The sequence below is a fragment of the Pandoraea commovens genome, assembly GCF_902459615.1.
In the GTDB taxonomy this organism is placed as follows: Bacteria; Pseudomonadota; Gammaproteobacteria; order Burkholderiales; family Burkholderiaceae; genus Pandoraea; species Pandoraea commovens.
In genome coordinates, this window is record NZ_CABPSA010000001.1 from 537,843 (window position 1) to 559,508 (window position 21,666).

At 61.2% G+C, this 21,666-nt stretch carries 31 protein-coding genes and 1 other RNA gene; 3 read left to right on the forward strand and 29 right to left on the reverse strand.

Annotated features, from left to right (window positions below):
• Window positions 1-3 precede the first annotated feature (3 nt).
• The 29 genes from PCO31010_RS02305 to PCO31010_RS02445 all read right to left on the reverse strand — a co-directional run bounded on the left by PCO31010_RS02305 (window position 4) and on the right by PCO31010_RS02445 (window position 19,907).
• Window positions 4-1,482 carry a DNA circularization protein gene (locus PCO31010_RS02305; RefSeq protein ID WP_150662810.1) on the reverse strand — a complete coding sequence of 493 codons (1,479 nt, stop codon included), beginning with the start codon at window positions 1,480-1,482 and terminating at the stop codon, window positions 4-6.
• Entirely contained in the window at window positions 1,482-3,854 is a 2,373-nt protein-coding gene (locus tag PCO31010_RS02310; protein WP_150662811.1) for a phage tail tape measure protein, read from the reverse strand. Before PCO31010_RS02310 ends, PCO31010_RS02305 begins: the two co-directional genes overlap by 1 nt.
• A 48-nt stretch (window positions 3,855-3,902) precedes the next feature.
• Window positions 3,903-4,457 carry a phage tail assembly protein gene (locus PCO31010_RS02315; protein ID WP_150662812.1) on the reverse strand — a complete coding sequence of 185 codons (555 nt, stop codon included), beginning with the start codon at window positions 4,455-4,457 and terminating at the stop codon, window positions 3,903-3,905.
• A gap of 84 nt (window positions 4,458-4,541) precedes the next feature.
• Complete coding sequence (locus PCO31010_RS02320; protein ID WP_150662813.1) at window positions 4,542-4,913, reverse strand: hypothetical protein; 372 nt, start codon at window positions 4,911-4,913, stop codon at window positions 4,542-4,544.
• A 44-nt stretch (window positions 4,914-4,957) separates the two neighbouring features.
• Window positions 4,958-6,436 carry a phage tail sheath subtilisin-like domain-containing protein gene (locus tag PCO31010_RS02325; protein ID WP_150662814.1) on the reverse strand — a complete coding sequence of 493 codons (1,479 nt, stop codon included), beginning with the start codon at window positions 6,434-6,436 and terminating at the stop codon, window positions 4,958-4,960.
• A gap of 53 nt (window positions 6,437-6,489) precedes the next feature.
• Window positions 6,490-6,765, reverse strand: a complete 276-nt coding sequence (locus tag PCO31010_RS02330; RefSeq protein WP_150662815.1) for a hypothetical protein — start codon at window positions 6,763-6,765, stop codon at window positions 6,490-6,492.
• A complete protein-coding gene (locus PCO31010_RS02335; RefSeq protein ID WP_150662816.1) occupies window positions 6,749-7,348 on the reverse strand; it encodes a phage protein Gp37 in 600 nt (199 codons plus the stop codon). The genes PCO31010_RS02330 and PCO31010_RS02335 overlap by 17 nt, the downstream gene beginning before the upstream one ends.
• The gene (locus PCO31010_RS02340) at window positions 7,348-7,779 is read right to left on the reverse strand and encodes a phage virion morphogenesis protein (RefSeq protein ID WP_150662817.1); all 432 of its coding nucleotides are present in this window, start codon (window positions 7,777-7,779) and stop codon (window positions 7,348-7,350) included. Before PCO31010_RS02340 ends, PCO31010_RS02335 begins: the two co-directional genes overlap by 1 nt.
• Window positions 7,776-8,279 carry a phage protein Gp36 family protein gene (locus PCO31010_RS02345; RefSeq protein WP_150662818.1) on the reverse strand — a complete coding sequence of 168 codons (504 nt, stop codon included), beginning with the start codon at window positions 8,277-8,279 and terminating at the stop codon, window positions 7,776-7,778. The genes PCO31010_RS02340 and PCO31010_RS02345 overlap by 4 nt, the downstream gene beginning before the upstream one ends.
• Complete coding sequence (locus PCO31010_RS02350) at window positions 8,276-8,671, reverse strand: hypothetical protein (RefSeq protein ID WP_150662819.1); 396 nt, start codon at window positions 8,669-8,671, stop codon at window positions 8,276-8,278. The genes PCO31010_RS02345 and PCO31010_RS02350 overlap by 4 nt, the downstream gene beginning before the upstream one ends.
• A 72-nt stretch (window positions 8,672-8,743) precedes the next feature.
• Window positions 8,744-9,688: a phage capsid protein gene (locus PCO31010_RS02355; protein ID WP_150662820.1), complete on the reverse strand. Its 945-nt coding sequence runs from the start codon at window positions 9,686-9,688 to the stop codon at window positions 8,744-8,746.
• Between the two features lie 59 nt (window positions 9,689-9,747).
• Window positions 9,748-10,104 (reverse strand): capsid cement protein, encoded by a 357-nt coding sequence (locus tag PCO31010_RS02360; RefSeq protein WP_150662821.1) that lies wholly within the window; start codon window positions 10,102-10,104, stop codon window positions 9,748-9,750.
• 46 nt (window positions 10,105-10,150) lie between these two features.
• Window positions 10,151-11,359 (reverse strand): hypothetical protein, encoded by a 1,209-nt coding sequence (locus PCO31010_RS02365; RefSeq protein ID WP_246184401.1) that lies wholly within the window; start codon window positions 11,357-11,359, stop codon window positions 10,151-10,153.
• Between the two features lie 158 nt (window positions 11,360-11,517).
• A complete protein-coding gene (locus PCO31010_RS02370; protein ID WP_246184402.1) occupies window positions 11,518-11,886 on the reverse strand; it encodes a hypothetical protein in 369 nt (122 codons plus the stop codon).
• Window positions 11,887-11,915: 29 nt separating this feature from the next.
• Window positions 11,916-12,344: a regulatory protein GemA gene (locus PCO31010_RS02375; protein ID WP_150662823.1), complete on the reverse strand. Its 429-nt coding sequence runs from the start codon at window positions 12,342-12,344 to the stop codon at window positions 11,916-11,918.
• Between the two features lies 1 nt (window position 12,345).
• Complete coding sequence (locus PCO31010_RS02380) at window positions 12,346-12,669, reverse strand: hypothetical protein (protein WP_150662824.1); 324 nt, start codon at window positions 12,667-12,669, stop codon at window positions 12,346-12,348.
• Between the two features lie 27 nt (window positions 12,670-12,696).
• On the reverse strand, window positions 12,697-13,149 hold the full coding sequence (locus tag PCO31010_RS02385; RefSeq protein ID WP_150662825.1) for a hypothetical protein: 453 nt from the start codon (window positions 13,147-13,149) through the stop codon (window positions 12,697-12,699).
• 15 nt (window positions 13,150-13,164) lie between these two features.
• Complete coding sequence (locus tag PCO31010_RS02390; protein WP_150662826.1) at window positions 13,165-13,515, reverse strand: DUF2528 family protein; 351 nt, start codon at window positions 13,513-13,515, stop codon at window positions 13,165-13,167.
• 12 nt (window positions 13,516-13,527) lie between these two features.
• Window positions 13,528-13,594, reverse strand: an RNA gene (locus PCO31010_RS02395) — hammerhead ribozyme type II.
• Window positions 13,594-13,878, reverse strand: a complete 285-nt coding sequence (locus tag PCO31010_RS02400) for an HU family DNA-binding protein (RefSeq protein ID WP_150662827.1) — start codon at window positions 13,876-13,878, stop codon at window positions 13,594-13,596. The genes PCO31010_RS02395 and PCO31010_RS02400 overlap by 1 nt, the downstream gene beginning before the upstream one ends.
• A 51-nt stretch (window positions 13,879-13,929) precedes the next feature.
• Entirely contained in the window at window positions 13,930-14,331 is a 402-nt protein-coding gene (locus tag PCO31010_RS02405; RefSeq protein WP_150662828.1) for an ASCH domain-containing protein, read from the reverse strand.
• A 10-nt stretch (window positions 14,332-14,341) separates the two neighbouring features.
• Complete coding sequence (locus tag PCO31010_RS02410) at window positions 14,342-14,968, reverse strand: DUF3164 family protein (RefSeq protein ID WP_150662829.1); 627 nt, start codon at window positions 14,966-14,968, stop codon at window positions 14,342-14,344.
• On the reverse strand, window positions 14,965-15,552 hold the full coding sequence (locus PCO31010_RS02415) for a hypothetical protein (RefSeq protein WP_150662830.1): 588 nt from the start codon (window positions 15,550-15,552) through the stop codon (window positions 14,965-14,967). The genes PCO31010_RS02410 and PCO31010_RS02415 overlap by 4 nt, the downstream gene beginning before the upstream one ends.
• On the reverse strand, window positions 15,539-15,844 hold the full coding sequence (locus tag PCO31010_RS02420; RefSeq protein WP_150662831.1) for a hypothetical protein: 306 nt from the start codon (window positions 15,842-15,844) through the stop codon (window positions 15,539-15,541). The genes PCO31010_RS02415 and PCO31010_RS02420 overlap by 14 nt, the downstream gene beginning before the upstream one ends.
• Window positions 15,831-16,028 (reverse strand): hypothetical protein, encoded by a 198-nt coding sequence (locus PCO31010_RS02425; RefSeq protein ID WP_150662832.1) that lies wholly within the window; start codon window positions 16,026-16,028, stop codon window positions 15,831-15,833. The genes PCO31010_RS02420 and PCO31010_RS02425 overlap by 14 nt, the downstream gene beginning before the upstream one ends.
• A gap of 7 nt (window positions 16,029-16,035) precedes the next feature.
• Window positions 16,036-17,028 carry an AAA family ATPase gene (locus PCO31010_RS02430; protein ID WP_150662833.1) on the reverse strand — a complete coding sequence of 331 codons (993 nt, stop codon included), beginning with the start codon at window positions 17,026-17,028 and terminating at the stop codon, window positions 16,036-16,038.
• 9 nt (window positions 17,029-17,037) lie between these two features.
• Window positions 17,038-18,633, reverse strand: a complete 1,596-nt coding sequence (locus PCO31010_RS02435; RefSeq protein WP_246184403.1) for a Mu transposase C-terminal domain-containing protein — start codon at window positions 18,631-18,633, stop codon at window positions 17,038-17,040.
• Between the two features lie 69 nt (window positions 18,634-18,702).
• The gene (locus tag PCO31010_RS26850; protein ID WP_246184404.1) at window positions 18,703-19,746 is read right to left on the reverse strand and encodes a hypothetical protein; all 1,044 of its coding nucleotides are present in this window, start codon (window positions 19,744-19,746) and stop codon (window positions 18,703-18,705) included.
• Complete coding sequence (locus PCO31010_RS02445; protein ID WP_246184405.1) at window positions 19,743-19,907, reverse strand: helix-turn-helix domain-containing protein; 165 nt, start codon at window positions 19,905-19,907, stop codon at window positions 19,743-19,745. The genes PCO31010_RS26850 and PCO31010_RS02445 overlap by 4 nt, the downstream gene beginning before the upstream one ends.
• Here PCO31010_RS02445 and PCO31010_RS02450 point away from each other — a divergent pair.
• The 3 genes from PCO31010_RS02450 (at window position 19,831) to PCO31010_RS02460 (ending at window position 21,653) form a co-directional block, all read left to right on the forward strand.
• Window positions 19,831-20,481 carry a helix-turn-helix domain-containing protein gene (locus PCO31010_RS02450; RefSeq protein WP_246184406.1) on the forward strand — a complete coding sequence of 217 codons (651 nt, stop codon included), beginning with the start codon at window positions 19,831-19,833 and terminating at the stop codon, window positions 20,479-20,481. The genes PCO31010_RS02445 and PCO31010_RS02450 overlap by 77 nt on opposite strands.
• Before the next feature lie 76 nt (window positions 20,482-20,557).
• Window positions 20,558-21,055 carry a hypothetical protein gene (locus tag PCO31010_RS02455; RefSeq protein WP_246184407.1) on the forward strand — a complete coding sequence of 166 codons (498 nt, stop codon included), beginning with the start codon at window positions 20,558-20,560 and terminating at the stop codon, window positions 21,053-21,055.
• Window positions 21,056-21,059: 4 nt separating this feature from the next.
• Entirely contained in the window at window positions 21,060-21,653 is a 594-nt protein-coding gene (locus PCO31010_RS02460; protein ID WP_150662838.1) for a hypothetical protein, read from the forward strand.
• The last annotated feature ends 13 nt before the right edge of the window (window positions 21,654-21,666 follow it).

The following is a 21,666-nucleotide window of genomic DNA, read 5'->3' on the forward strand; positions in this document are numbered from 1 at the left end:
AGGTCAGTCGTGCTTCGTGATGCGCAAAGGAGTACCAGGCGGCACAAGCAGCGGATGACGGACATGGGGGTTCATGGCCATGATCTCGTCAGCCCAGCGAGTCGTGCCGAACATCCGATACGAAACGTACAGCGCCGGCTGCCAGGACTCGGGCGTGTATGTCGTGAGACGCGCCAGGTCACGCGATCGGGCCTGCAGGTCCGTGAGCACGGCGGTTTTCAGGCGCACAAGAGAATCGTGAGTCGTCGTCGTGCCAACGCCGCCGATCGGCTCAGCTGCGCTGGCTAGAATCAGCTCAGTGATTTGCTGGCCGAAGTCCGAGCGAAGCGCAAGCGCCTGGTCATAGTTGTCCAGGTCGATCTGCGTCACCGCCCGAACGGCCATGATCGTCATGACACCGTTGACGAAGCCTTCGAGCGTCTTGAGCGCTTGCGCTTCTGCCTGACGCGACGCCGTTTGGTAAGGACTCACGGGCGGTGTGAAGGCCTCGGCCAGCTTGGCCTGTGCGGACGAGGGGGTGAAGCCCGTGGAAGCGTACGCAGCCGCGACGTCAGGGCTGATCGCTTGCGGCAATCCAGACGGTGACGCCGGCGTCGACTGAGACAGGAGGCTCTGAGTCGCCGTCGGCGCTTTCCACAGATTGCGTGCCGCGCCGAAGACCGACCAAGCATCGCTCGACGTCAGCGTATCTGGGATCTTCGTGAGGTCCGAGAATCGGCTGCCGAGCACCGATGAGATGGCCGACAACTCGTTCAGCGGAAACGTGATGTACTGGCGCACAAGGCTGTTGTACGTGTCGAAAGCGCCATTGACCGCCGAGATACCGTCCCAGACAGTATCAAGAGCCGAGCGCATGCGCGACAGCACGTTGTCCTTGGCCCAGCCTGTCAGGTCTGCGACATTGAAATTGGCAGCCAGCGAGTCAATGAGCGACTTTTCTGCGTTGTCGGCCGCATCGGAAACTTGGTCGGTGGTGTTGGTTACCCCGGCCGGATACCGACGCGGCTCGGCCCTGACGAATGACAGCTCCAGGCGAGCGCACCCGCCCTCAGACGTCGGCGCTTCCTTGATGGTGTACTTGCCATTGCACCAGCAGCGAATGCTGCCCTGCGTCGGATGGACTAGCACGCCATCACCCGTCAGCACCTGGCGCAACTTGCCGAGCTGATCCAGGTAATCGTCGCCAATGAGGTACGCCGAGAATTTAATCTCATTCGCACCAGCGCCCATGCGAAAGACCGTCGGCAGATCCTGAAACGGGTATTCGCGTAGGACGGTGTTGTCACCATCGGTCATTTCGGTCGAATCGACCTGGAACGGCACGTCGCGCCACGATGCAGTACGAAGCTGATTCAACCAGGTGTTTTTGCCAGCACCGGCGAGGCTCGATAGACCGCCTAAGCCGGCCAAGTTGGTCAGGCTCCCCAGGCTGGGCACGCTCGGCAGACTCGGGACGCTTGGCAGATTGTCGATCAGTGACATTAGTTCGTTCCCCCTGGATTTGTTGCGCCGGGATCAATGCGCAGCGCATTGGGCTGCCGGAAAACCTGCGTTCCAATCATCACGCGATCGTCACGCACGGTGACGTTAATGCCGAGCTGGCCGTTGCCGATCTCGACCCGCTGCGGTTCCGCCTGGATGCGCTTGATCATGTCGAGCCCGACGGATGGTTGCATGAGCGGGTTTGCCATGTAGGCGGGCGCAGTACGCAGGACGCTCATACGGTCCTGCGTATCTGTGGGCAATCCAGCCGCATCGGCCAGGAGTCCTGCCCGCTGGGACGGCGTGGCCGTCATGCGTGCCAGGGCGTCACCGGCGCGCGTCGCACCGAAATAGCCGAGCGCCCCGCCAATTGCGCCGCCGATCGGAACCGTGATCGGTGCGAGGGGACCGCCAAATGCACCGATTGCTGCACCGGCTTGCATCCCAGCCCACGCGCCAGTTGCTCCTGCCGCAATACGGCCGAGATCATTGACCTTCTCCGTCGCTGATTTCGAACCATCGAGCAGCGTCGGGATCGCCTCGTAAGCGGCATACGCGGCCGCCGCCATGCCAGCACCGCGCGCACCGCCAAGGAATGCAGCGCCACGCTTACCACCAGCACCGCCAGCGCCACCGGCTCCGCCTGGGCCTCCAGGCATGGGGGCGTCCCAGCCAGGCATCTTGTTCACCACCCAGACCGGAATAGGACCGGCTCCGAACCCTCCGAGTCCACCGGGGCCTGCACCACCAGGAGCACCCGAGCGGCCGCGCGACAACAGAAAAGCGGTGAATGCGCCGCCGGCACCTGCAGCGGTAGCGATACCGACCGCCTGGCCAAATCCGGTCAGCGCAGTTGTTACGCCTGGAAATGCTTGAGCGAGATCCGTCGCGCTCGTCAGCACCGCTTTGAGCGGGCTGTCGATTTGGTCGAACACGCGACTTCGCGCCATGTCCGTTTCGTTTGCGACCTGTTGCGCCTTATATCCCGCGCGCCCAGAGATGACATCAAAGTTGGAAGCGACGGCTTGCCCTGTGTCTTCATGGACTTTCGCCAGCACATCTTTCACGTAGCCCTTGTTCTGCATGATGCCGACGAGCGCCATCAGGGCTTCCCGGTCTTGAATAACCTGTCCGATGGCCGATCCCTGAAGAATCGACGCCATTGCTTGAAGCGTCGCTTTTTTCTCGTCGCCCTGTTCGGACGCGGCGCGATCGCGAAGAGATATGAAACTCTTGTTTTTGCCGGCAATCTGCTCGGCAAAATCTACAAACGCCGCGATACCGTCAACGCCTCGCTCGCGCGCGCGCGCAAGTGACTTCGGAAGGTCAACGCCCAAACGAGCGAAGTCCTTTTCCGTATCGGCTGAGTTGATCTTCAACAACAAGTTCTTGAGGTTGTTGCCTGCAGCGTCGGCGCTCCCAGCCGTCATGATGGAGGCCTGTGCGTATGACACCAGCCGCTCGAAGTCGGCCATCCCGCGCATGCCCAGCTTGTCACTCGATGCAGCCATGAGCTCAGGCAACCAACGAGCCATGTCCTTCAGCTCGAATCCTCCCTCTTGTCCGGCGACGACGGCTTTGGAAATGGCTTGGCCGATATTCTTTTCGGTCAGCCCATAGTTTCGTAGGCCGGCAATCGCAATGTTTCCGATATCTCCGACGTCGGCATCTCCAGCGGTTGCTCCGCGCTGGAGATCAAGCAGCATGGCCTTGGCCGTATCAATCTTCACAACGCCGGACGAAATGACCTTGTTCAACGCCTCTGCAGCAGAGTCACGCGTACCGCCGCCTTGGCGGACCGCGTCATTGATGGTGCCTTCGAGTTCCTTCATGCCAAGCAGGCGGCCCGCGAGATTACGATCGCCATAGGCCACGTTTGCCATGTTGGCCAACCGCGTGTCGAATTGCACCGGCCGCTTGAGCGTAGCCACTGCAGCCGCGCCGCCTGCGACTACGCCGCCGGTGACAGCGCCGGCCGTCTGGCCAGCACGACCGAGCACAGCAGCCATGCGATCCGCGTCACGGCGAATATCACTCATCCGTCGTGCGATGCTGCCCAGGTAACGAAACTGCCGATCAAGTGCCGTTGAGCTGCCCAGGCGGGCCAGCGCACTGTCCGCTCGCTGTGTGGCCGACGTGACATTGTTCAAGCCCGATTGCATGCGACGCGCATCGGATTCGAGCTTGCTCGCGCCCGTCTTGGCTCCGACCTTTTCTACAGACTTCTCGGCCTTCTGGGCTGCCTTGTCGGTGTTGGTCAGCGCCGTGGTTTGCCGCTTTCCAGCTTGCTCGACCGCGCGTGCGTTTTCTGCTGCGCGTCGTTTAAGGTCGCCCGCCAGATTGATGATGTAACGCAACGTCATGCTGCTCATCGTCTCTTCCTCGCTTCTGCCTGCCGTGCTTTATGCATCCGCTCCAAGTCAGCGGCCTGCGCCATCAGTTGCACCTTCGGTGTCTCGCGCAGCGTAGTCAGTGAGCATGGAAGGGCCAGACTGAGCTGACGCGCCAACGTCTCCCAGTTCTGCAGCCTGGCCCTCGGATCGCGGGCCGGTGCCCTCCGATTTGGACACGTCGCTGAGCATCGTTTCGAATGCGTCCTGCGAAATCAGACCGTGACGAAGCTGCGCCGCCAAGTCGACCAGGACACAACGCTCTTCGATGCGCGCCAAATCGAGCGGCGACAGACGGCCGAACATCTCCAGCGTCATGAGGCTCAACGGGATGTCGTCCAGACCGGCGCACTGGAAGCGATCGCAATGGCGCAGCGTCAACGCGACGCGATACAACTCGTCGGACACGAGCAGCGTGGGTTTGCCCTTCACGTCGACAACGCGTTCCGCGAGCTGCATGGCAGCGTATTCGTCTGCGACGGTCGTCTCGCGCAGGCGCACCGTGCGATATCGGACTTCCTGATCTCCGACCTGGGAGCGCAGGCCGTCAACGAGCGTGACGACATGGATGTCTTGCTGATTCATGGTGTGAGCCTCGAATGTGTGGGCGGAAAGTAACGAAGGCAGGAAAAATCCTGCCTTCGGGAGAGTTGTGTCAGCTGATGATGCTTAAAGCCACTGGAGCGCCGTGAGGACCGCGAACTGGATATCAACAGCCCCCGTGCCGACCTCGCCCATGCTCATGAATGAGCATTTGCCAGCCCGCACGCGTCGACCGGTATGCAAGTTGGTCATAACGATCTGCGCTTCGCAGATTTGGCTGATCGTGTCCGGGTTGCGCGACCCGGTGAACAGCAGCTTGGCCTTGATGACACGGGCCACGCGCTTACGCGTCGTGAAATCCGGACCGTTTGCCGCCAGAGCAGCCTCGCGCTCGAAGCCGGCTGCACCTTCGATCGTTGCGCTGCCGTCTTCAATCGCCCATTCCTCACCATCGACGGTGAAGCTATCCACGCGGAAAAGTTCGCTATCGCAGGCCATTTAGCCCCTCCAGTCAGTCAGAAAATTGTGTGATGTGCGGTTGATCAGACGTGCCCGGCGATGAACTCGCTGGTGATTTCTGTCTGGTAGTGCTGCGTGATGAGGACCGGCTGATCCACAATCTTCAGCTTCCCGTTCGGCCCGTCGACCTCCACCAGAAGCGCGTTCTTGTAGTACTCCATGTTCTGGAACAGGCCCGCCCCCATGAACTGCTCGTAGCAGTTGAGCATGATGTCGTTGCCGAGCTGGGCCGTCATGATCTTCTGGCCCGGAATCGGCTCCGTGACGTATTCAGCCAGCTTGTACCCGCGATACTTCGTCTGGAACTCGGAGACGATGAACCACCGGTAATACGACAGCGTCTTCACCCAGTTCAGATTGCGCCAGGAAGCATCTGCGGCCCCCGTCGGATGCGTGGTGTAGTTCGTCACCATGCGCAGGATGTTCGCAGTACCGTCCTCCATGGTTTCGAGTACCGAGCCGCCGGCCACGAGCATGTTGTTGCGTTGCTCGACTTCCCAGTCGTCCTCCAGGCGTGCCGCGACATACCCGCCGAGTTTCACGCCCGTCCACGGCTGAGCGGGATCGATCGCAGCCTGACTTTCGATCGCAGCCGCAGCAGCGGCTGCCGTCTCCCAGGTATTCGTCAGGTCGCGAGTGACGCAGATGGTGTGTACCTGCGGGCTGTTCCGGGGGGCCAGCCAGCCGACGACCTCACCTTCGGTGCCGCGCATCACCGTCACGGCCTGGCCGTCCTTCATGTTGTCGAAGTTCCAGCGCCGCTCCAGCTCGGTTTCCAGCACCCCCATGTTCGGGCTGTCGGTGTACGGCATTGCGTATTCCGTCGGCCAGAAGCCCTGAATTGCGGACACCACGGGCGTAATGTCGGGATTGACCGCGCCGCCAGCCATCGGTGAAACCGCCAACGTCACGCCCTGAGGAAGACGGTCGTCCGCGTAATACGTGCCACGCAGATCGATGCCGTTACCGGTCGCGCCTTTCCAGCGGCAGGTCAGCTTCACTTCGCCGTCCACCGCACCCGCCGCAGCGATTACGGGCAGGCTGGGAACAGCGTTGATAGCGTTGACCAGCTTTGTCGCCGCCGTGATCGCCGTGTCGTTGATGGCAACGCCGATGCGCACACGTACGCCGCCGATGTACAGCGGCAATTCGCCAGCAGCGTGTTGCGCGCTGACTTGCACGGTCACTTTCCCGGTCGATGCGATCGCGGTCTCGTCATCCGCGAGGATCACGAGATCGATCGGCATGCCCAGGTCGGCATTCGCCTTGGCCTTGCGCCACATCGAGAGCAGCATCGAGCCTTCGCCAAGCAGGCCTACGGCTTCGGCCTCGCTGGTCACCCGTTGGCGCTTCGTGATATCGACGCCGACGGGAGGGCTCGCCTGGCCGATGAGCAGCAGGCTGCGCGGCATGCCGCGAAGACCACGGATCGCCTTGGATGCATCGAATTTGTGTGCCACGAACGGCACCAGAAAGTTCAAGGAAAGCAGGTTCGGCAACATGTCGAAAGCCTCATTAAAGTTCGTTGAAAGTGCGTTTCAGTCGGCGGGAAAGATCACTCGTCGGGCTGGCGGATCAGGTCGCTGTCCTGGAGCAAGCGAATGATGCGGAGATTGACGGTCGCAGGGGACGCCTCGGTCTCGCTGTAGCGTCCGCCGAATTCACGATTGATGACGAAACGGTCAGCGCCGGCAACGACACGGATCACTTGCCCCATTCGCGGTGCGGGCAAACGCACCTGCGGGACGGGAGACTCGGTCACGTCGAATTCCGTTGCGATTTGCGTCGGCGCGGTGGAGGCGCTGCCGCCGGACTTAGATTTCGTTGCCATTCGTCACTCCTTTGATTTCATGTTCCACAGTCAAATCAGGCATCTCGCCAGGCGGATCCTCTACCGACACCATCGGCTCGCTCGTGATACCAACCGCGTCCATCGCAGGGATATCGTCAGGAGACGGCGCGCCGTTAAACTCGGCCTCCTGCCACCAGGCAACCATCCAGAGCGCCAGACCCTTGGTGTCGAGCTTGCGGTTGTAAAGGTTCTCTGCCATCAAGCCCTCGGGACGGCCCGCGCACGGTGGCTGCGACCACGCCTGAAGCACGCGCGACACCATTTCAGCGCGCACCATTGCCTCGCGCATGCGCTCGGCTCGCTCGCTATGCTTCGTTACGATGAATACGGCGAAGCGGGCTTCCCAGACAAATTTCCCGCCGACGTACGACCCCTTTGCCGCTTTGCGCCATCCCAGGCAGGTCGTGAACGCAGCAGGAGATACGAACGACTTCGCGCCGATCTCTTCGTCGCCGAAATCGCCGCCGTAATCTTCGATGGTCTTAAACATCGAGCCCATGCGCGCGCGGATCTCAGCTTTCACGCTGTCCAGAATTTCAACGGACTTCAGCGGGTGGGACATCACATCATCCTTATGGCGTCGAGCAGCATGTTGCCGATCACGGACGCGTTTTCATCGTTCACACCCAACACCGGCCGGGCCTCGATGCGCACGGCGTGCCCGCGCCCGGCATCGCCGCCGAAGTGGTGTATCCGGGCATAGACGAGGTTGCTACCGATCTCCACGCCGCCACTAACCAGCCGATAAACGTAGCTGCTATAGAGTCGCCGGGTATTCATGAGTGTCTGGCCACCGCGCGCCAGAGCTGCGCGCGACTGCGGCATCGCCGATCCATCCCAGAGCTGCTGCTGATCGAATCGATCCTGAATCTGCCCGAGCATGTATTCGCCGATGTCTTGACGCACACGCTCAAACGTCGCGCCCCCGATTGCGGCGAGGTGCCTGCGGATCTGGCCGTCGTCAAACGACCACTGGACGGATGCGCCGTTCATCGCCCGTAGTTCCCCCAGTCATAGCCGCTATCGACCTTGCCCCAAAGCACACGTCGACCGCTTGCCACTGGCGGCGGCAGCAGCCGCACGCGCCCGGTTGAGACATCCCGCAGCCAGTCGTACCAGGACTTGCAGCGCTTCTCCTGCAGGTCTGTCGCGTTGTCCGGGTCGTCTTGCAGGGAACACCGGGTGAGCGCCAGGCAGCACGTCTTCAGAGGCGTTTGGTCGATATCCGCTTGCAGAAGCGGCAAGCGAACGTTCGCACGCAAATACCCGTCCATGAATCGGCTGGTCTGATCCAGCATGGCGCTCAATCTGGCCATTGCGCGGTCGCAGGCGTCGCGCTCGTCGGCCGTACGTTCCGGCGAGTACTCGTCAGCGATGCCTTCGCGCAACAGCTCGGGCGTCAGGAGATCGCCGCCTTCATCACGCAACAGTTGGCAGGTTTCCTCAAGCCCGAACTCCTGCACATACTCGGCCAGCGTCGCGTATGCGGTCATTGCCGGCTCTTCGCTGCGGTGCCGCGCTTCGGGGCGTTTTTCGACGCTGCGACTTTTGCGGCCGGCTTCTTCACAGGGCTGCGCGTCGGCTGGTCGTTTGTTGCCTGCGCCGTACTGTCGGGCGCTTTGGCGGCTTGCGAGCCGCTTTCAACCCCAGCCGACGTACCCTTCGGGGCAGTGTCCAGCGCGGCATCGGGATTTGCACCGGCTTTCGACTGTGCGCCATCGGTCGGGCGCTGTTGTGCGACGGCGTCGCCCACTTCACGCAGCACGCCGCCGGCCACCAGGTCGGCGACGTGATCGGGCTCAGCGTGAACACGCGCACCAATGGGATGCGAACGACGCTCCAGGCGAATCGGCTGCACCACCTCATACGTTTTCTTCTCGCTCATGATCTCTCCTGCCGTTGCCCGGCCGGCGCTGCACTCCACACCGGCCGGGGTCGCTGGCACGCTCGCGGGTTGTTATGCCGGCGTGATGACGTCCTTGAGGAAGAAGCCGAGCTGCGGTGCGCAGACGACTTCCTTGACCGATTCGCCGACGCGCACGCGAACGCCGCCACGCAGGCCGATCTTCGAGTCCGATTCGGCACCAGCGATGCGCGAGCCGTATTCAGCGGTGAAGCCGAACGTGACGTTCGCACCGTCGACAACGCCGGCGATCTTGGCGGCAGCGGTGTCCTGATACAGCAACGACATGCCACCGCTCCAGGCCGGTGCAATCTTGGCCTGTTGACCAGGCTTCGAGAGGTTCACACGAGCACGGCCGACCAGGATCTGGTCGATTTCGAGCAGCTCGGCCACTTGCTCACGCGTCGCTGCGCCCTTGTCGCCCGCGTTGCCGTGCACAGCCTTGGCGATGACCGGATGGGTGCGCAATGCACGCCATTCGGACTGGCCAAGCACCGCGACGTTGGGGCGCATGATCGGGCGATCCAGCACATCGAGCAGGTATTCGAGCGGGTCGCTGTTCGCGTTGTCGAAGCGATCCGTCGCGGCGACGTTCTCCGAGTTGCCGTTGTACGTCGCAGCGTTGAACACCTGGCGGGCGACACGGATCTCGCGCCCCAGGAGGATCAGGCCGGACAGCATCTCGGTCGTCAGCGCCTGCAAATTGGTGTTATCCGGCGCGTTGTCGATATCGGTCTGAGGCAGCGGGTGATCCAGACCGTGGTCCTCGGTCTCCGAGGTCTTGCGCTCGCCGTTGAACTCGACTTCGTTGACTTGCGAGCGACGACCGACCTTCGTGTCCGGCACGGTGAACTGCTGCTCGGGCGGGTAGTACTGGTACGCAAAAGTCGGCTTGCCCAGCGGTGACGTGCGCGGCAGGACCAGGTCGGCGATCATCGCCTGGTTGCGCACGATCACCGCAATGGCGGTCAACTGCGGATCGATCGGAAACGGACCCATAGAGTGCTCCTAAACTTAGAGTGAACTGCGATGTGTGTGCTGAAGGCGAAGCTGGGCGATTAGCGACCGATGAACACCGAGCCGATGTCCCCAACTGCGCCGCTAATCAACGCCTCGCCGACCGAGACGTCACCCTCGGCCGCCGCTACTGCGCGTCCCTGTGCATCGGCTTTGATGCGGTCGCCACGCGTGACCACACCACCGTACATGACCGGCGTCGGACCGAGCAGCACGACGTCGGCGCGCTCTCCGATCGCGGCCGTCGCGTCAGTGGACGCGCCCAGCAGCTTTTCGCCGGCCGTGCCGGTCCCGGTCTTGATCTGGTCATCAGCGTCGCCATACGCAACAAGTTGGTGCGAGGCGATCGCGGTGGCCGCAACGTAGTTGGCGACCAAAATTCGTTTGTTGGTGAGCATTTCGATCCTCTATCGGATAAGTGGAAGTGCGTGTGCCTCGACTGGCTTAGCCGGCTGCCGCGCTGGTGGAGACTTTCATGACGGCGTCGGCATACGACACCGTGACGCCCTTAGCCGCTTGGCTCGTCATGAACTCCTTGGCCTTCTCGGCAAGCGCTGCTGCGTCGTTGACATCGGTCGGCGTGCCGCCGTCTTCGCGCTGGCCGAGCTTGATAACCGGGGCACGAGCCGACATGAACTCTGCGAACCATTGCGCGGGGGTTTTGGTGACCGTGCCGTTGTTCGCCGAAAACTCGAACGATTGGCCGGCGGTCTCGATCTGCGCCATGAACTCGGCCAGGCCCGTCTTTTCGGCCGGCAGCACTCGGCCTTCATCGAGCCAACCGGCAATCTGCGTCTGGATTCGCTCGGCGCGACGTTCGCCCTCGACGCGCGCCGTGCGGGCGTCAGCCTCGTCCACGCGCTGGCTGAATTCAGCGGTTGCCGTCTCGCGGCCCTGTGCCATGCCTTCCTGGCGCGCACGGTCCAGGTCGTCTTTCGTGAAGTTCACGTCATTACCTCCGGGGTGGGAAAAAGCGGGAATGGCGGACGCCGTGTCGGCATCGTTCGCCGCACGCGCTGCCTCTTCAATGGATTCGACCTGGTAGTTCGGTAGCACCGAGTCAGCTACCTCCATGCCCTGGGAGCCGATGATCCATTCACGGATGCCGCGAAACAGTCGAGCTGCCGAATTGAGGCCCCAGCCGAGTTGCGCAACGCCGGGTGCGGCGAACTCGAAGCACTCCTGGCCGTCTGAAAACTCGACGGGGCGCAGGCCATCGATGGCAGGAGGCGTCGCACCGAGCCAGCCAACATGACGAACACGCCAGCCGTGCTGCGGATCCTTGAACACCGACACGGAGCGATTCCGGTATGCACCCGACTCAACGCCTGCGGCGAATTGCGGGTTGATGTCTTCGAAGCGCGCGAACAGCGTGTCGCCGTCCCGCTTAATGTCGCTGGTCCAGGCGTACGCCGGATCGTTGTGTTTCGGATGACCAAGCACTGCCGGGGCTGCGCCCAATGCGTGATTGGCGACCATCTGATCGAGATCGGCACGCGAAAACGTGATGTGCTGACCTTTGGCGTCGGTATGACTGCCGGCCCGAAACACCTCGATCCAGTTGGCGAGGCCCTTAGCTTGAGGAAGAGTGGTCTTGTCCATGCCTCGCAGTGTGCGCGGCTCGGACCAGGAAAAATTGGTGAACCATTTCACAAGCAAACGGTTCGTTGGGACGGTTTGAGGCAGGCGGACTGAGAGGGCCTAGGAGCCGTTGGCGGGGTTAGGTGACCGAAGGGTCGTCCCGGAGGGTAGCAGCGGTTTTGAAATACGGTTTGAAGGTTTTTGAATGGGGTTCCCTTGGACAGTGAACCTCACTCAAACAAATCGCCGCTCGATGGTTCGGCGGGGCGCTCTCCGAGAATCTGGAAAACGCGGCGCATCGTGTATCCGGTACGGATGGCGATCTGATCAACGGTCAGTCGCTCGAAGTAGCGAAGATGGCGCACGATTTGGTGGCGCTGCTGGCGCGTGATGGCGTCTTTCTTCGGTAGCATGACCGTCTCGCCACCGAAGCGATCCACGAGGGCCACGAAGGCGACCGGGCCAATATGATCGACCAGCATATGCTGCGGATCGACCCGCTTGGGCACCGAAAGATATGCGCCACCGCGCCAGTCGATCAGTGCGAATGCAGCGGCCTCACCGATACAATCGATGAGCTCGCGCAGCAGCTCGGGCAACGCAGCGCGATTGATGACGGCCCCCGTGCTCATAGCGTCAGGTCGACTTCGGGATCTACCCGAAGTAGCCACTTCTTGGCCGATTCGATCAGATGCTGCAGTTCCTCGCTTCGCGCAAAGCGAAGCGAGTCGAGTCCAGGAATACGACGCTTGGCCCAGGCCTCCATCGCGTCCTCTGTCTTGACCTGGATCGCTCCGCGCTCAGCGAGCATCCCCCACAAGACACGCAGCTTGCGCAACTGCGGCTCATTCCAGGATTGCGGCTTGCCCGCATCGAGCAGCTTGTGCAGGCGTCCGTGTGCCTGGCTTCGTTGCCGCTCCGTCAGCGCGGTTGCCGAGCGCACGCCGAACTGGGCGAACAGCCAATCCTTGTATTGGTCCTCGGTCATGCCCGCCTTCATGGCCTTCAGACGGACCATCTGTGTGTCGCGCTTTGCCGGATCTTGAGACAGTGCCATGTCAACCTCCTTGAGCAGCAACAAGGGCGCTTTCAAGCTGCGCCCGGAATTCGATGGCGCGCGCCAGGACTGAAGGCATTTCGCTCCCATACTTGCGAACGTGCTCGACCGCATTTCGGAATGCAGCCGTTTTCGTACCACCCTCACCGAAGCACGCGCCAGACAGGAGGTGCGTTACGGTCCACCCCTGGAACTCCCCTAAGGCGCTGTGGCGTGCGTGGATGCCGAACGACGCATTCGTGTACGGCAGACGAATGCATTCCCCGCATACGGTAGTCAGCTGTTCGCCAACGACAACCTCGTAATAGATTTTCACGTCCTTCATGCGTATGCCCCGAAGCCGAAGCGGCGATTAGGAAAATTTGATCCCGTCGCGCCGGCACGATTTGCCTTTCGCGCACCAGTCGATCCAAGTCCGGAGCGCGAGGGCGGCACAGAGCGGATCCGTCGATTCGGGCACACCAGGAACGAGCAGCAATCCCGAGCTCTCCCCCTTACCGTGCCGGGCAACAGCATCCAGAAACGGCTTCAGTGCATATTTCGGTCCTATAGCGATGACGATAGGGCCGCGACCATCTGCGCTGCTCTCTGGTGCCGCGTCACCGATCTCAATGAGACCGGAGGCCCAGCACCACGCGACCTGTGGGCGCATGTCGTAGAAGCTCTTGCAGTTGCATCGCGGGCAACAGGTATCGCTAACCTGAAGCGCAGCGGCCGATTGACGTGGACGTGGTTTCAGAATGCGTTCGGCTTCGCGATGTTGGAAGCGGCAACGCGTGCATTTCACGGGCGTGTCTTTTGTCATGTCTTGTCTCGCTCCTTAAGCTGCGGCGCGTTCCCGCACGTAGACGTCAACGTCATCAAAGTCGAAAGCGTCGTAACGCAGCACTCGCAGGCCAGTAGATCCGTCCACTGCCGGGTAGCCTTCGACACACCCTCGATCGAAGCTGTCGCATGGCGAGATTGACGTGATGGCCTCGACCAGAAACGCGACCGTGAAGCGGCGAAGAAACGCGTGGAGCGGCCCATGCTCTGCGAGCTTTTCGGCTCCGTCACCCCAAAACATCACAAACTCGGTGAGCACTTCAGGCGTCAGGATGTCGTGATCGACCTCCACGTCAATCTGGGCACCGAACTCGTGCTCCAAGGTGTATTTCTTGATGGTAGGCATTGGCTTCCTCAAATGTGGCTGCTCGTCAGTACCCGGCAACCACGCCGGATAGACGCCCGCTTTCGCGGGCGTTTCGCATCAGAACGCAGGCGTATTTACAGCGTCTTTCAACGTCTTTCCGGCCTTGAACTTCACGGCCTTGCTGGCAGCAATCTCGATCGCCTCACCGGTCGCCGGGTTACGGCCAGTGCGCGCATCCCGCTGCGAGACGCCGAAGGTGCCGAAACCCGACAGGGAGACATCGCCGTCTTCCTGCAGACCGATACGGATGGCGTCGAGCACCGCATCGACGGATTGCGCGGCTTGCGCCTTGGTTTGCTCGGCATTCTTGGCGACGGCTTCGATCAGTTGCGACTTGTTCATGAGGTAGCTCTCCAGTTGGATTGAGATGCCGCGAAACGCTCGCGGCGGGCGTTACTGCAATCGAACGTAGGACGGCGTGTGAACCCAGCCGATGAGGTTGCCGGTGAACGGCAATCCGTACTGGCCTGCGATGAAAGCGACCATGTCGCGCCATCCGTCGAATCCGTCGGCACGGGCCAGCGCCTCGACCTGCGCTTCCTCCAGCAAGCGATCGCCGACGAACACCTGCGGCAAGCGGTCGGCGAGCGGCGGCAGGATCTGGATCTCGGACACGTACTCGCAAACCTCTTGGGCGATCATCCGGGCGCGCGGCGATCGGAGAGCAACGTACATGCGCAGCACGTCGCCTGGCTCCGGATCCCGTCCGTCGACGCGCTTGGCGCGAATGGTGTGAGGTTTGCGGCCGCTGATGATCAGCGGCTCGAAGTGCGATTGAAAGTTGAGCAGGTGCATGTCCAGGGCCTCACAGCGAAGCGAAGTCAAGGCTGATTGCCGTGTACTGCTCGCTGCCCTCCAGGCGCTCGTAGAAGCGCATGTACGTCTTCGTGCCAACGACTTGCACCGACTCGCCGATGGCCAACATGGCGCGCTGCCACTTCTCGTCATCGATCTCCAGGCGACGCAGCGCCAGCACACGGCCCACGTTGATCTTGCCTTCCTTGTCCGTCTCGAATGCTTGCTGGACAAGCACCTGAATCTTCGGATCGCTACCGCGCGCCCACTCCGTGATGCACTCATCGATGAGCACCTTTGCGGCCTGCAGACGCTCATCGAACGACATGTTCTCTGCGCGTTGGATGACGACCTTGAGCGAGCCATCAAACGAGTGCAGCGTCACGTTGCCCTTGGCACCGCCCAGCTTCACGTCGTACTTGTCCGCTGAGAGCGAGATAAAGGCGTTGGCATCGCCAAACAGACGTTGCTTGAGCCCGCTCAAGCTCTCCTGCGCGGCCTTTGCTGCGTCGATCATTTCCCGGACCAGGCCGTCGCGCTCCAGATCGATGTCGCGGATCGTAGCCTCGGGCACCAGGTGGCCCACAGCGTTTTTGCGGTAGCCCGTCGGAATAACTTCTTTGGTCTGCTTGGTCATGATGGATCCCTCGGTTTTAACTTCAGCTGTTCACGGATGTGCTGCGGCATCTTCGATTTGGGCAGGGAAGCGTCCAATCGGATCGGGCCTCCCTCAGGCCCGGTTTGTGCGCGACGTTCTTCGGCGGTCCCTGCGCCAGAGACGCCGCGCAGCTGCGCTTCGCGTGCTTCTTCCGCACGCCCAGCGGCGCGGATGATCTGGCTGGCCATCACGGAACGAAGCCAACCGTGCGACTTGAGCGGCAGATCAAGCTTTCCCTGGTGTGCCTGGTCGACGGCATAAGCCATCGCGGACGACCAATTGGCGAGCGGCGCGGCGTACGTCGTTCCGTTCCAGGTCAACTGCGCGGCGCGCATTTCGGGCTCAAGCTCGCGGATCAACGTCACCATGCGTCCCCAGGCCATCTGCGACTTGCGCGGCGCGAACAGGCTCAGATAGCGCAGCAGCGGCTTGATGAAGGCATCGCCGGCCGGGTGAATGTCGGTCAGCGCGAGCACGATGTCGCGCATGCTGTCGTCAGCGAGCACGACATCCAGGCTCATGCGCACACGGCAGTTCGGGCAGGTGATTTCAGGAAGCGGCATCGCAGCCCCCCGAGCGATCACGCAAGGTTTCCTGCAAGCGGCGCTGAAGTGCGCGCCGTTGGTTCTTGCAACGCCGCTCGATCAGAGCGAAATTGGCCTGGGCACTCAAGTACTCGCCGTGCAGCCACGCGAGCTCCCGAATCGCTCGACGCTCGTCGCGCTCCAACGCGCGCAATTGGAAGTGCACGCGCACGCGCTGGGCAGTAAGGCGCGCCTCCGCAGCGACTCGCTGCAGGCCAGCAAGTACTTCCGCCAGCACTGGGCCCCGCTTCCATCGGTTAGACCGGTTCATGCTGCGCCTCCTGTTCTGCCGTCGGCGGTGTCGTGAGCCACGCGGTAATCGCTGCCGCCTGAGGCGTCGGGGCACCATTCGCCAGTGCTTCGAGCATCGGCAGCGCGAAGCGTCCCGTTACGCTGATACGCGTGCGGCCAGGCTTCTGAGTGATGGTGATGCATGAGCGCGTTTTCTTCGTCATGGTTGCCTCACACGGTGCGTTGATCGCCGAGCAGCAGCGCGTCGCGAGCGACGGCATGGACCAGCTCAGCAGACAGTTCGTGGTTCTTCTTCAGGCCGTAGTCGCGCAGTGCCGGAATGAAGTTCTCGATGAGCATGCGGGCGGAACCTCGGCAGTAATGCCAAAGCGCCTCCAGCACCTCGGCGGACAGTTCGCCCTGGTCGTCCAGTGCGGCCTGCGCCAAGGCGTCAGCGTCGTCGCGCGAAATGCCGCGAACGTTCTGCGGCCAGAAGCCCACACGCGAGCGGATCTGGTCGAACTGGCCGTAGCTGGGCTTGATGAGTTGGAGCAGGCGGTCCGTACCGACAAGGACGATGCCAATGCCTGCCTTGTCGCGGATCCGACGGAGGTAGTGCAGACAGTTCGGCATCATCGTTTCGGCTTCGTCCACGATGATCAGATACGTTGAGCTCGAAAGCGCTTCAGCGATGGTCGCGAACTTCCCATCGAGCGTGCGTGCCATCGGTGCCGACAGATTCGCGCGCAGCTCATCGAGCATCACGGCAGGCGACATGTTCGGATTCGCCTCAATGATGATCGTGTGACTGTTCTGCTCTTTGTACTGGCGTACGGCGTCCGTCTTGCCAACACCGACGAATCCGGTGAGTACGCCGAAGTTGCGATATTTGCGAGCGCGATCGCACACCACGGTCGCAAGCTGTGACACGCTGGTTTGGACGTGTGGCATGGCGGCGATCGTCGCGCGCCCGACAATCGTCTCCAGCGCGTCAGCCATCATCCGCAGCCATTTCGACGGATCCGACGCATAGTTGCCGTTGAGTACGGTCGACAGCGTGGTGACATTGACGCGCGAAAGTCGTGCGAGCCAAGCACGCGTCTTGCCGATGTCGGCCAGTTGCGTCGAGATCGCGAGTGCTTCGGCGCGGTTCTTGTCGCTGTAGTGCTCGGTCCACTCGGTCGGCACCGGCAGCGACGCTTCGTTTTGGCTCTTGGAAGTCATGGACGCTCCTTAGTTGTTATCGAGCAAATCGATCACGATTCCCTTGCCAGGGCGCTCCAGATCGATGACAGGTTGAACTTGCAGGTCGGGCAGTTGCGCGAGCTGGTCCTGGACGGTCACGCTGTCCAACGACCTGGCGCGGGCTTCGTCGGTCTTTCGCTCCAGGCGCTTGATCTGGCCTTGCAGACGCTTCTCGCGTTGCTCATCGATGCGCGACTGCGGTACGACGCCGATCGTGCGAACGATGGACGCCTGGCAGATAAATCGGTCCTTGGCGTCGTAAAGCCACACGGTTTTGTCATCGTGCAGGTCATACTCGATCGTGAGTGACTTGCCGTCGTACAGCGCCAGCTCGGCGGCGTAGTACTGGCGCTTGTGCAGCTCCACCATCTGACGACGAACGGTGCGCTTCTCGCGCGGCCGGACAATGGCTTCGGCAGACAACACAACGGGATTGCGATCAAGCGATGCCCATACCTGGGCGGGCGTGCGGCCCTCCAGTACTTCCATCGGCGTGTGGTTGTACTCGTGAATGAAGTTGGCGAGGCTGGCCATGTATTCGGCCAGGGACGCCAACTGGCGCTTGCCCGAGCGCACTTGTACGGACAAGCGGCGGTTCACTTCCTCGGCCATGTCGTCGCCGCAGTAAAGCTGGCCACCGGCAAAGAACTTGTCGTGATGGTCACGCACCGTGCGGAACCACCGCTCAATCCAGCCTTTGCCGTGTGGATTGCCGGGCAGCGCGCCGATGACGTCCATTTCGAATCGCGCATAAAAGCCCGTCGATTCGTCGTTGAGCATCTTGGCCCGATAGCCAGCGCCTCGGTCCAGGTAAAGAAAGAGCGGCAGGTGATCGTGGGTTTGCATCGCATGCGACAGCGCGAATACCGTCGACAGCGCCGACTCTGACTCCGACAGATACCAACCGGGCACGTACCGCGAACGAATGTCGATGAACGCGGTAAGTTCGGGACGGAACAAGCCGCCCGTGTTCGGATGCGCGACATAGCAGTCGCAGGTATGGCCGTCGCCTGCGTAGATGTCGCCAACCTTGATCTGCTCCAATGTGCGGGGCTGGTACTTCTGGTGACGCAACTTATGCAGGTGCTTGCCAACGCGGGCGGGACTGTTCTCCCCCAACGTCGCTGGCAAAGACTTCAGGTATGTCTTCACGCGCGATTCCGTCGCGGTATCGAATCCTTCCTTGCGCAGCTTCAGCGACACGGCCGAATAGCTCGGCTTGCTCGGCAGATTGAACAACGCCGTGGCGCGCAGCTCCCAGCCATATTCCTTGCGGACGCGGCCGGTGTGATGGGACAGCAGACCGACCTTGCCCTGGCGGCGGAACGCTGAGAGCCAGCGCTTGAGCGTGGACAGGGACGGCACCTCACCCAAGTGGGCGAGCAGCTGTTTCTGGACAGCGGACTCTGCATCGCGCAGACGCTCGCAAAGCAACGCCGCAACGTTGTTGACGCTGGCGCCGGACTGGATCAGTTGAACGCCTGGGCCGATCAACTGATATCGCAGCTCAGCCGTCTGCCGCTGCGCTTCGGTGGCGACCAGCCAGGGGTCGCTATTCAGCGCAGCCGGAACTTGGCTGGTCATGGTGTCGGATTTGATGAGTACGGAGCGCATATCGCACCTTGATGGGCGGTAGTCGATCTGATCGGGGGATTACTTCTTCGGAGTGGTGCGTGGTCGACCAGCCTTGCGCGGGCGGTCCATTTCACGCTCCCACTCGCGAGCCTTGGCTTCGTGGTCGTGCTCTTGGATCAACGCGCGGTATTCAAGCGCGCACCGCGTCGCCTCCTCCGGCGAAAACGTATCGAGCACCGACAATTCACCGCCCACGCGAGGGCCAAAGCTCTTATGAAGGTCCGCGAGCTGCCCGCCGATGACGGCATGCAGGGAGGCGAGTGAGCCGTACAGATGACGCACGACGGGTACGTTCCACTCGGAGTCTTCGGGAAGGCCGTTCGCAAAGAATTCCCGCCCGAGTCGCCCGACATCCTCGACCGCCATAAGCGCCTTCTTGTGAAGTGCAGCGCATTCCAGACGAATGTCCTGCACGACGGCTGGCACGTCACCACCAGTGCGCACCCGACCCTCGCGCAACACGCGCAGCTCTTCCTGCAAGCGATCGCGTTCGCGCTCCAGCGTCTCGTTACGGGTGGAGAGGTCCGTGCGTTTTGCGTTGGCATCGCGCAGTGCGACGCGAAGGTCGCGCACCGACAGCGCTGTCAGCTCGTCAAACTTCGCATCGTCTTCGAACAAATCCTGCAGAACTTCAGGGTCTGCCTTGGCGAGCTCGAGAACCTTCGACTTCGGCATTTCGATGACGCGGTCCCGATCATCGGGCGACAGCGATGCTGCGAATCGAGCGTAGGTCATGGCCTCGCTGGCGCGCTGGCTGGGGATGCCTCGATCTGCGAGCAGTTCTTCGAATCTTCCGTGGGGGCATTCGACGCGAACGCTAAGAAGCTCAAGCCCGGCCTCGATGATGAGGCGCAGGGCGGAGTTCATCTTCGAAACGGCAGAGCCGACGCGCATTTCCGGGGGGGCCATTACAGACACGCCGAGCGCATCGGCCAACGCACGTTCTGCGTCACCAAATCCCCGAACATCCGGGGATTTCATCTCCACGATGTCGGTGCTTCCCGATCCGGGCTTGAATTCGGGCGCATTTTCGGACGACACGATGCTTTTTGCGCGGCTCATGCGTCCTCCCCGACAGCCCGTTTCATTCCCAATGCGACCGCGATGTCGTGGCCCTTTCCGTAGTTGCCTCGCTGGACACCACGAATGACCCGCGACACAAGGATGTACGAAAAACCGTTCTCATCCGCCCACTGGCGGATGGTCTTACCTTCGGAGCGCAACTTGCGCTTGACTTGCTCACCTGTCATATTGAACCCCATTCATACGTCGATAGAAGTACAACTGACACCCATTATAGGAACATTTGGTGCTATGTCAACACTAATTGGTGCTCACGACAGGCTTCGTGAGGAGCGAATTCGCCTTGGATACAACCAAACGGACTTCGCTGCCGTCGCGGGAACGACCCAACGTTCTCAGACTGTGTACGAAACGGGTAAGCGCTCGCCGGACCTGAATTACTTGGTCGCGATCGCATCGGTGGGCGTTGACATTCAGTACATAACGACGGGGACTCGCACCGTAGAGAACAGTGTTCCGATCGATGCAATGGAGAAGGCCGTCGCTACGGCGTTCGAAATGATTAAGACCTCCGGAGTGGAGGTGTCATCGAACCAATTTGTGCAAATGGTAAAAACGCTGATGCCGCAGACGATCAGAGCACTCCCGCCCGAAGAGGCGGCATCTGCGCGCGAACCGGTGGGACGTAGGAACATGATCGCTACCGGCAGCGGAATTACTCAGGTAGGAGGCCGAATTTCTATTTCTCGTGGCAGTAAAATGAACACCAAATGATGTACAAAGTGTGAATCGTATTTGCTAAGGGGAACACCGACGGATGACCAGAGCACCAGAAAACGACACTCCATTGATGACCGCGATGGGCAGCAACATCATTCAAGTCTCGGGGGACTTGTCTGTTACAAATATAGTTGTCCAACGGGCAAAAGCCACTTCGGTCGGAAAACTGTCGCGCCAAGAACGAGGGCAACTATCTGCGTGGGCCGAAGAGGTAGTGACGGCTGAGCATGGATGCGTCTCGAGCAAGATCGTGCGTGGCGCGTTGAACTCATATCTGGGCGTGCAAAGCGTCGAGGGGATCACGCCAGACATGATTCCGAAAGCGGCCATTTTCCTTAACGGATGGCGGAATTGTGCTCATGGTCGAGAACTGTCGAACGACGCGATGGTGGCCCAAGTGATGAGAATGTGGGGCATCGTTCCTCTCCTCAAAATGCCGACGATCGAGTTCGCACGAGCAAACTTCAACAACGAGTTGCTTCGCGACATGACCGTGTGGGAGTTGCGGGCCACTCTGGCTTTCACGATGACGAGATGGAATTCCTACTGGGAGGCGAGAGGTGTTTAATCGCATGAAGATATTGGCCGGCTGCGTAGCCCTGCTTGTCGTCACCGGCTGCGACAGCTCACACACTGTTGTTGGAAATAACGCTGACGAGATCAGGTTTTACCGGGAGCATCGCGAACACGCTCAGCGCTATCGTGACGCTGTCGTGAACTCAATGAATCGGTCGACTGCTCTCATGGTCAAGATGGTTTCTACGCCCGAAAACTTCGGCGTAGGCGATGCGGCCACGCTCAAAATCGCGCTTGAGAATGTCCGTCTAGCGAGCGAGGCGTCTGATGTATTCGGCAAGCCGATGTCGGAGCCACTGGGCACCTGCGGCATGCTCGGCTCCGCTGCTCTTTCGGCCATAGACGAGACGATCCGCAGTGCCTCCGAACCGGAGCTTACGACTGCGGCCGAAAAGAGAATTAAGGCTTATCAAATCACCATTGCGGACTGCGATAGGCAACTGAAGTCCGAACCTCAGGCACAAGTTTTCATTCAAACGCAAGCAGGTGCTGCGGCTCCCGGCGAGAGCTGTCAGCCTGAGCTCTTGAAACAAGTCGCTGAGGGGAAAGCGCTTTGGCGCTGCCGCGAGGCGAGTGCCGCCACTGGCTGAGCCTGAGTGCATT

Bases quoted from the DNA above. Each gene is read 5' to 3' on its own strand.
- PCO31010_RS02305 (WP_150662810.1), bottom strand. From the start codon at position 1,482: ATGTCACTGATCGACAATCTGCCAAGCGTCCCGAGTCTGCCGAGCGTG.
- PCO31010_RS02310 (WP_150662811.1), bottom strand. From the start codon at position 3,854: ATGAGCAGCATGACGTTGCGTTACATCATCAATCTGGCGGGCGACCTT.
- PCO31010_RS02315 (WP_150662812.1), bottom strand. From the start codon at position 4,457: ATGAATCAGCAAGACATCCATGTCGTCACGCTCGTTGACGGCCTGCGC.
- PCO31010_RS02320 (WP_150662813.1), bottom strand. From the start codon at position 4,913: ATGGCCTGCGATAGCGAACTTTTCCGCGTGGATAGCTTCACCGTCGAT.
- PCO31010_RS02325 (WP_150662814.1), bottom strand. From the start codon at position 6,436: ATGTTGCCGAACCTGCTTTCCTTGAACTTTCTGGTGCCGTTCGTGGCA.
- PCO31010_RS02330 (WP_150662815.1), bottom strand. From the start codon at position 6,765: ATGGCAACGAAATCTAAGTCCGGCGGCAGCGCCTCCACCGCGCCGACG.
- PCO31010_RS02335 (WP_150662816.1), bottom strand. From the start codon at position 7,348: ATGTCCCACCCGCTGAAGTCCGTTGAAATTCTGGACAGCGTGAAAGCT.
- PCO31010_RS02340 (WP_150662817.1), bottom strand. From the start codon at position 7,779: ATGAACGGCGCATCCGTCCAGTGGTCGTTTGACGACGGCCAGATCCGC.
- PCO31010_RS02345 (WP_150662818.1), bottom strand. From the start codon at position 8,279: ATGACCGCATACGCGACGCTGGCCGAGTATGTGCAGGAGTTCGGGCTT.
- PCO31010_RS02350 (WP_150662819.1), bottom strand. From the start codon at position 8,671: ATGAGCGAGAAGAAAACGTATGAGGTGGTGCAGCCGATTCGCCTGGAG.
- PCO31010_RS02355 (WP_150662820.1), bottom strand. From the start codon at position 9,688: ATGGGTCCGTTTCCGATCGATCCGCAGTTGACCGCCATTGCGGTGATC.
- PCO31010_RS02360 (WP_150662821.1), bottom strand. From the start codon at position 10,104: ATGCTCACCAACAAACGAATTTTGGTCGCCAACTACGTTGCGGCCACC.
- PCO31010_RS02375 (WP_150662823.1), bottom strand. From the start codon at position 12,344: ATGGCACTGTCTCAAGATCCGGCAAAGCGCGACACACAGATGGTCCGT.
- PCO31010_RS02380 (WP_150662824.1), bottom strand. From the start codon at position 12,669: ATGAAGGACGTGAAAATCTATTACGAGGTTGTCGTTGGCGAACAGCTG.
- PCO31010_RS02385 (WP_150662825.1), bottom strand. From the start codon at position 13,149: ATGACAAAAGACACGCCCGTGAAATGCACGCGTTGCCGCTTCCAACAT.
- PCO31010_RS02390 (WP_150662826.1), bottom strand. From the start codon at position 13,515: ATGCCTACCATCAAGAAATACACCTTGGAGCACGAGTTCGGTGCCCAG.
- PCO31010_RS02400 (WP_150662827.1), bottom strand. From the start codon at position 13,878: ATGAACAAGTCGCAACTGATCGAAGCCGTCGCCAAGAATGCCGAGCAA.
- PCO31010_RS02405 (WP_150662828.1), bottom strand. From the start codon at position 14,331: ATGCACCTGCTCAACTTTCAATCGCACTTCGAGCCGCTGATCATCAGC.
- PCO31010_RS02410 (WP_150662829.1), bottom strand. From the start codon at position 14,968: ATGACCAAGCAGACCAAAGAAGTTATTCCGACGGGCTACCGCAAAAAC.
- PCO31010_RS02415 (WP_150662830.1), bottom strand. From the start codon at position 15,552: ATGCCGCTTCCTGAAATCACCTGCCCGAACTGCCGTGTGCGCATGAGC.
- PCO31010_RS02420 (WP_150662831.1), bottom strand. From the start codon at position 15,844: ATGAACCGGTCTAACCGATGGAAGCGGGGCCCAGTGCTGGCGGAAGTA.
- PCO31010_RS02425 (WP_150662832.1), bottom strand. From the start codon at position 16,028: ATGACGAAGAAAACGCGCTCATGCATCACCATCACTCAGAAGCCTGGC.
- PCO31010_RS02430 (WP_150662833.1), bottom strand. From the start codon at position 17,028: ATGACTTCCAAGAGCCAAAACGAAGCGTCGCTGCCGGTGCCGACCGAG.
- PCO31010_RS02435 (WP_246184403.1), bottom strand. From the start codon at position 18,633: ATGACCAGCCAAGTTCCGGCTGCGCTGAATAGCGACCCCTGGCTGGTC.
- PCO31010_RS26850 (WP_246184404.1), bottom strand. From the start codon at position 19,746: ATGAGCCGCGCAAAAAGCATCGTGTCGTCCGAAAATGCGCCCGAATTC.
- PCO31010_RS02450 (WP_246184406.1), top strand. From the start codon at position 19,831: ATGACCCGCGACACAAGGATGTACGAAAAACCGTTCTCATCCGCCCAC.
- PCO31010_RS02455 (WP_246184407.1), top strand. From the start codon at position 20,558: ATGACCGCGATGGGCAGCAACATCATTCAAGTCTCGGGGGACTTGTCT.
- PCO31010_RS02460 (WP_150662838.1), top strand. From the start codon at position 21,060: ATGAAGATATTGGCCGGCTGCGTAGCCCTGCTTGTCGTCACCGGCTGC.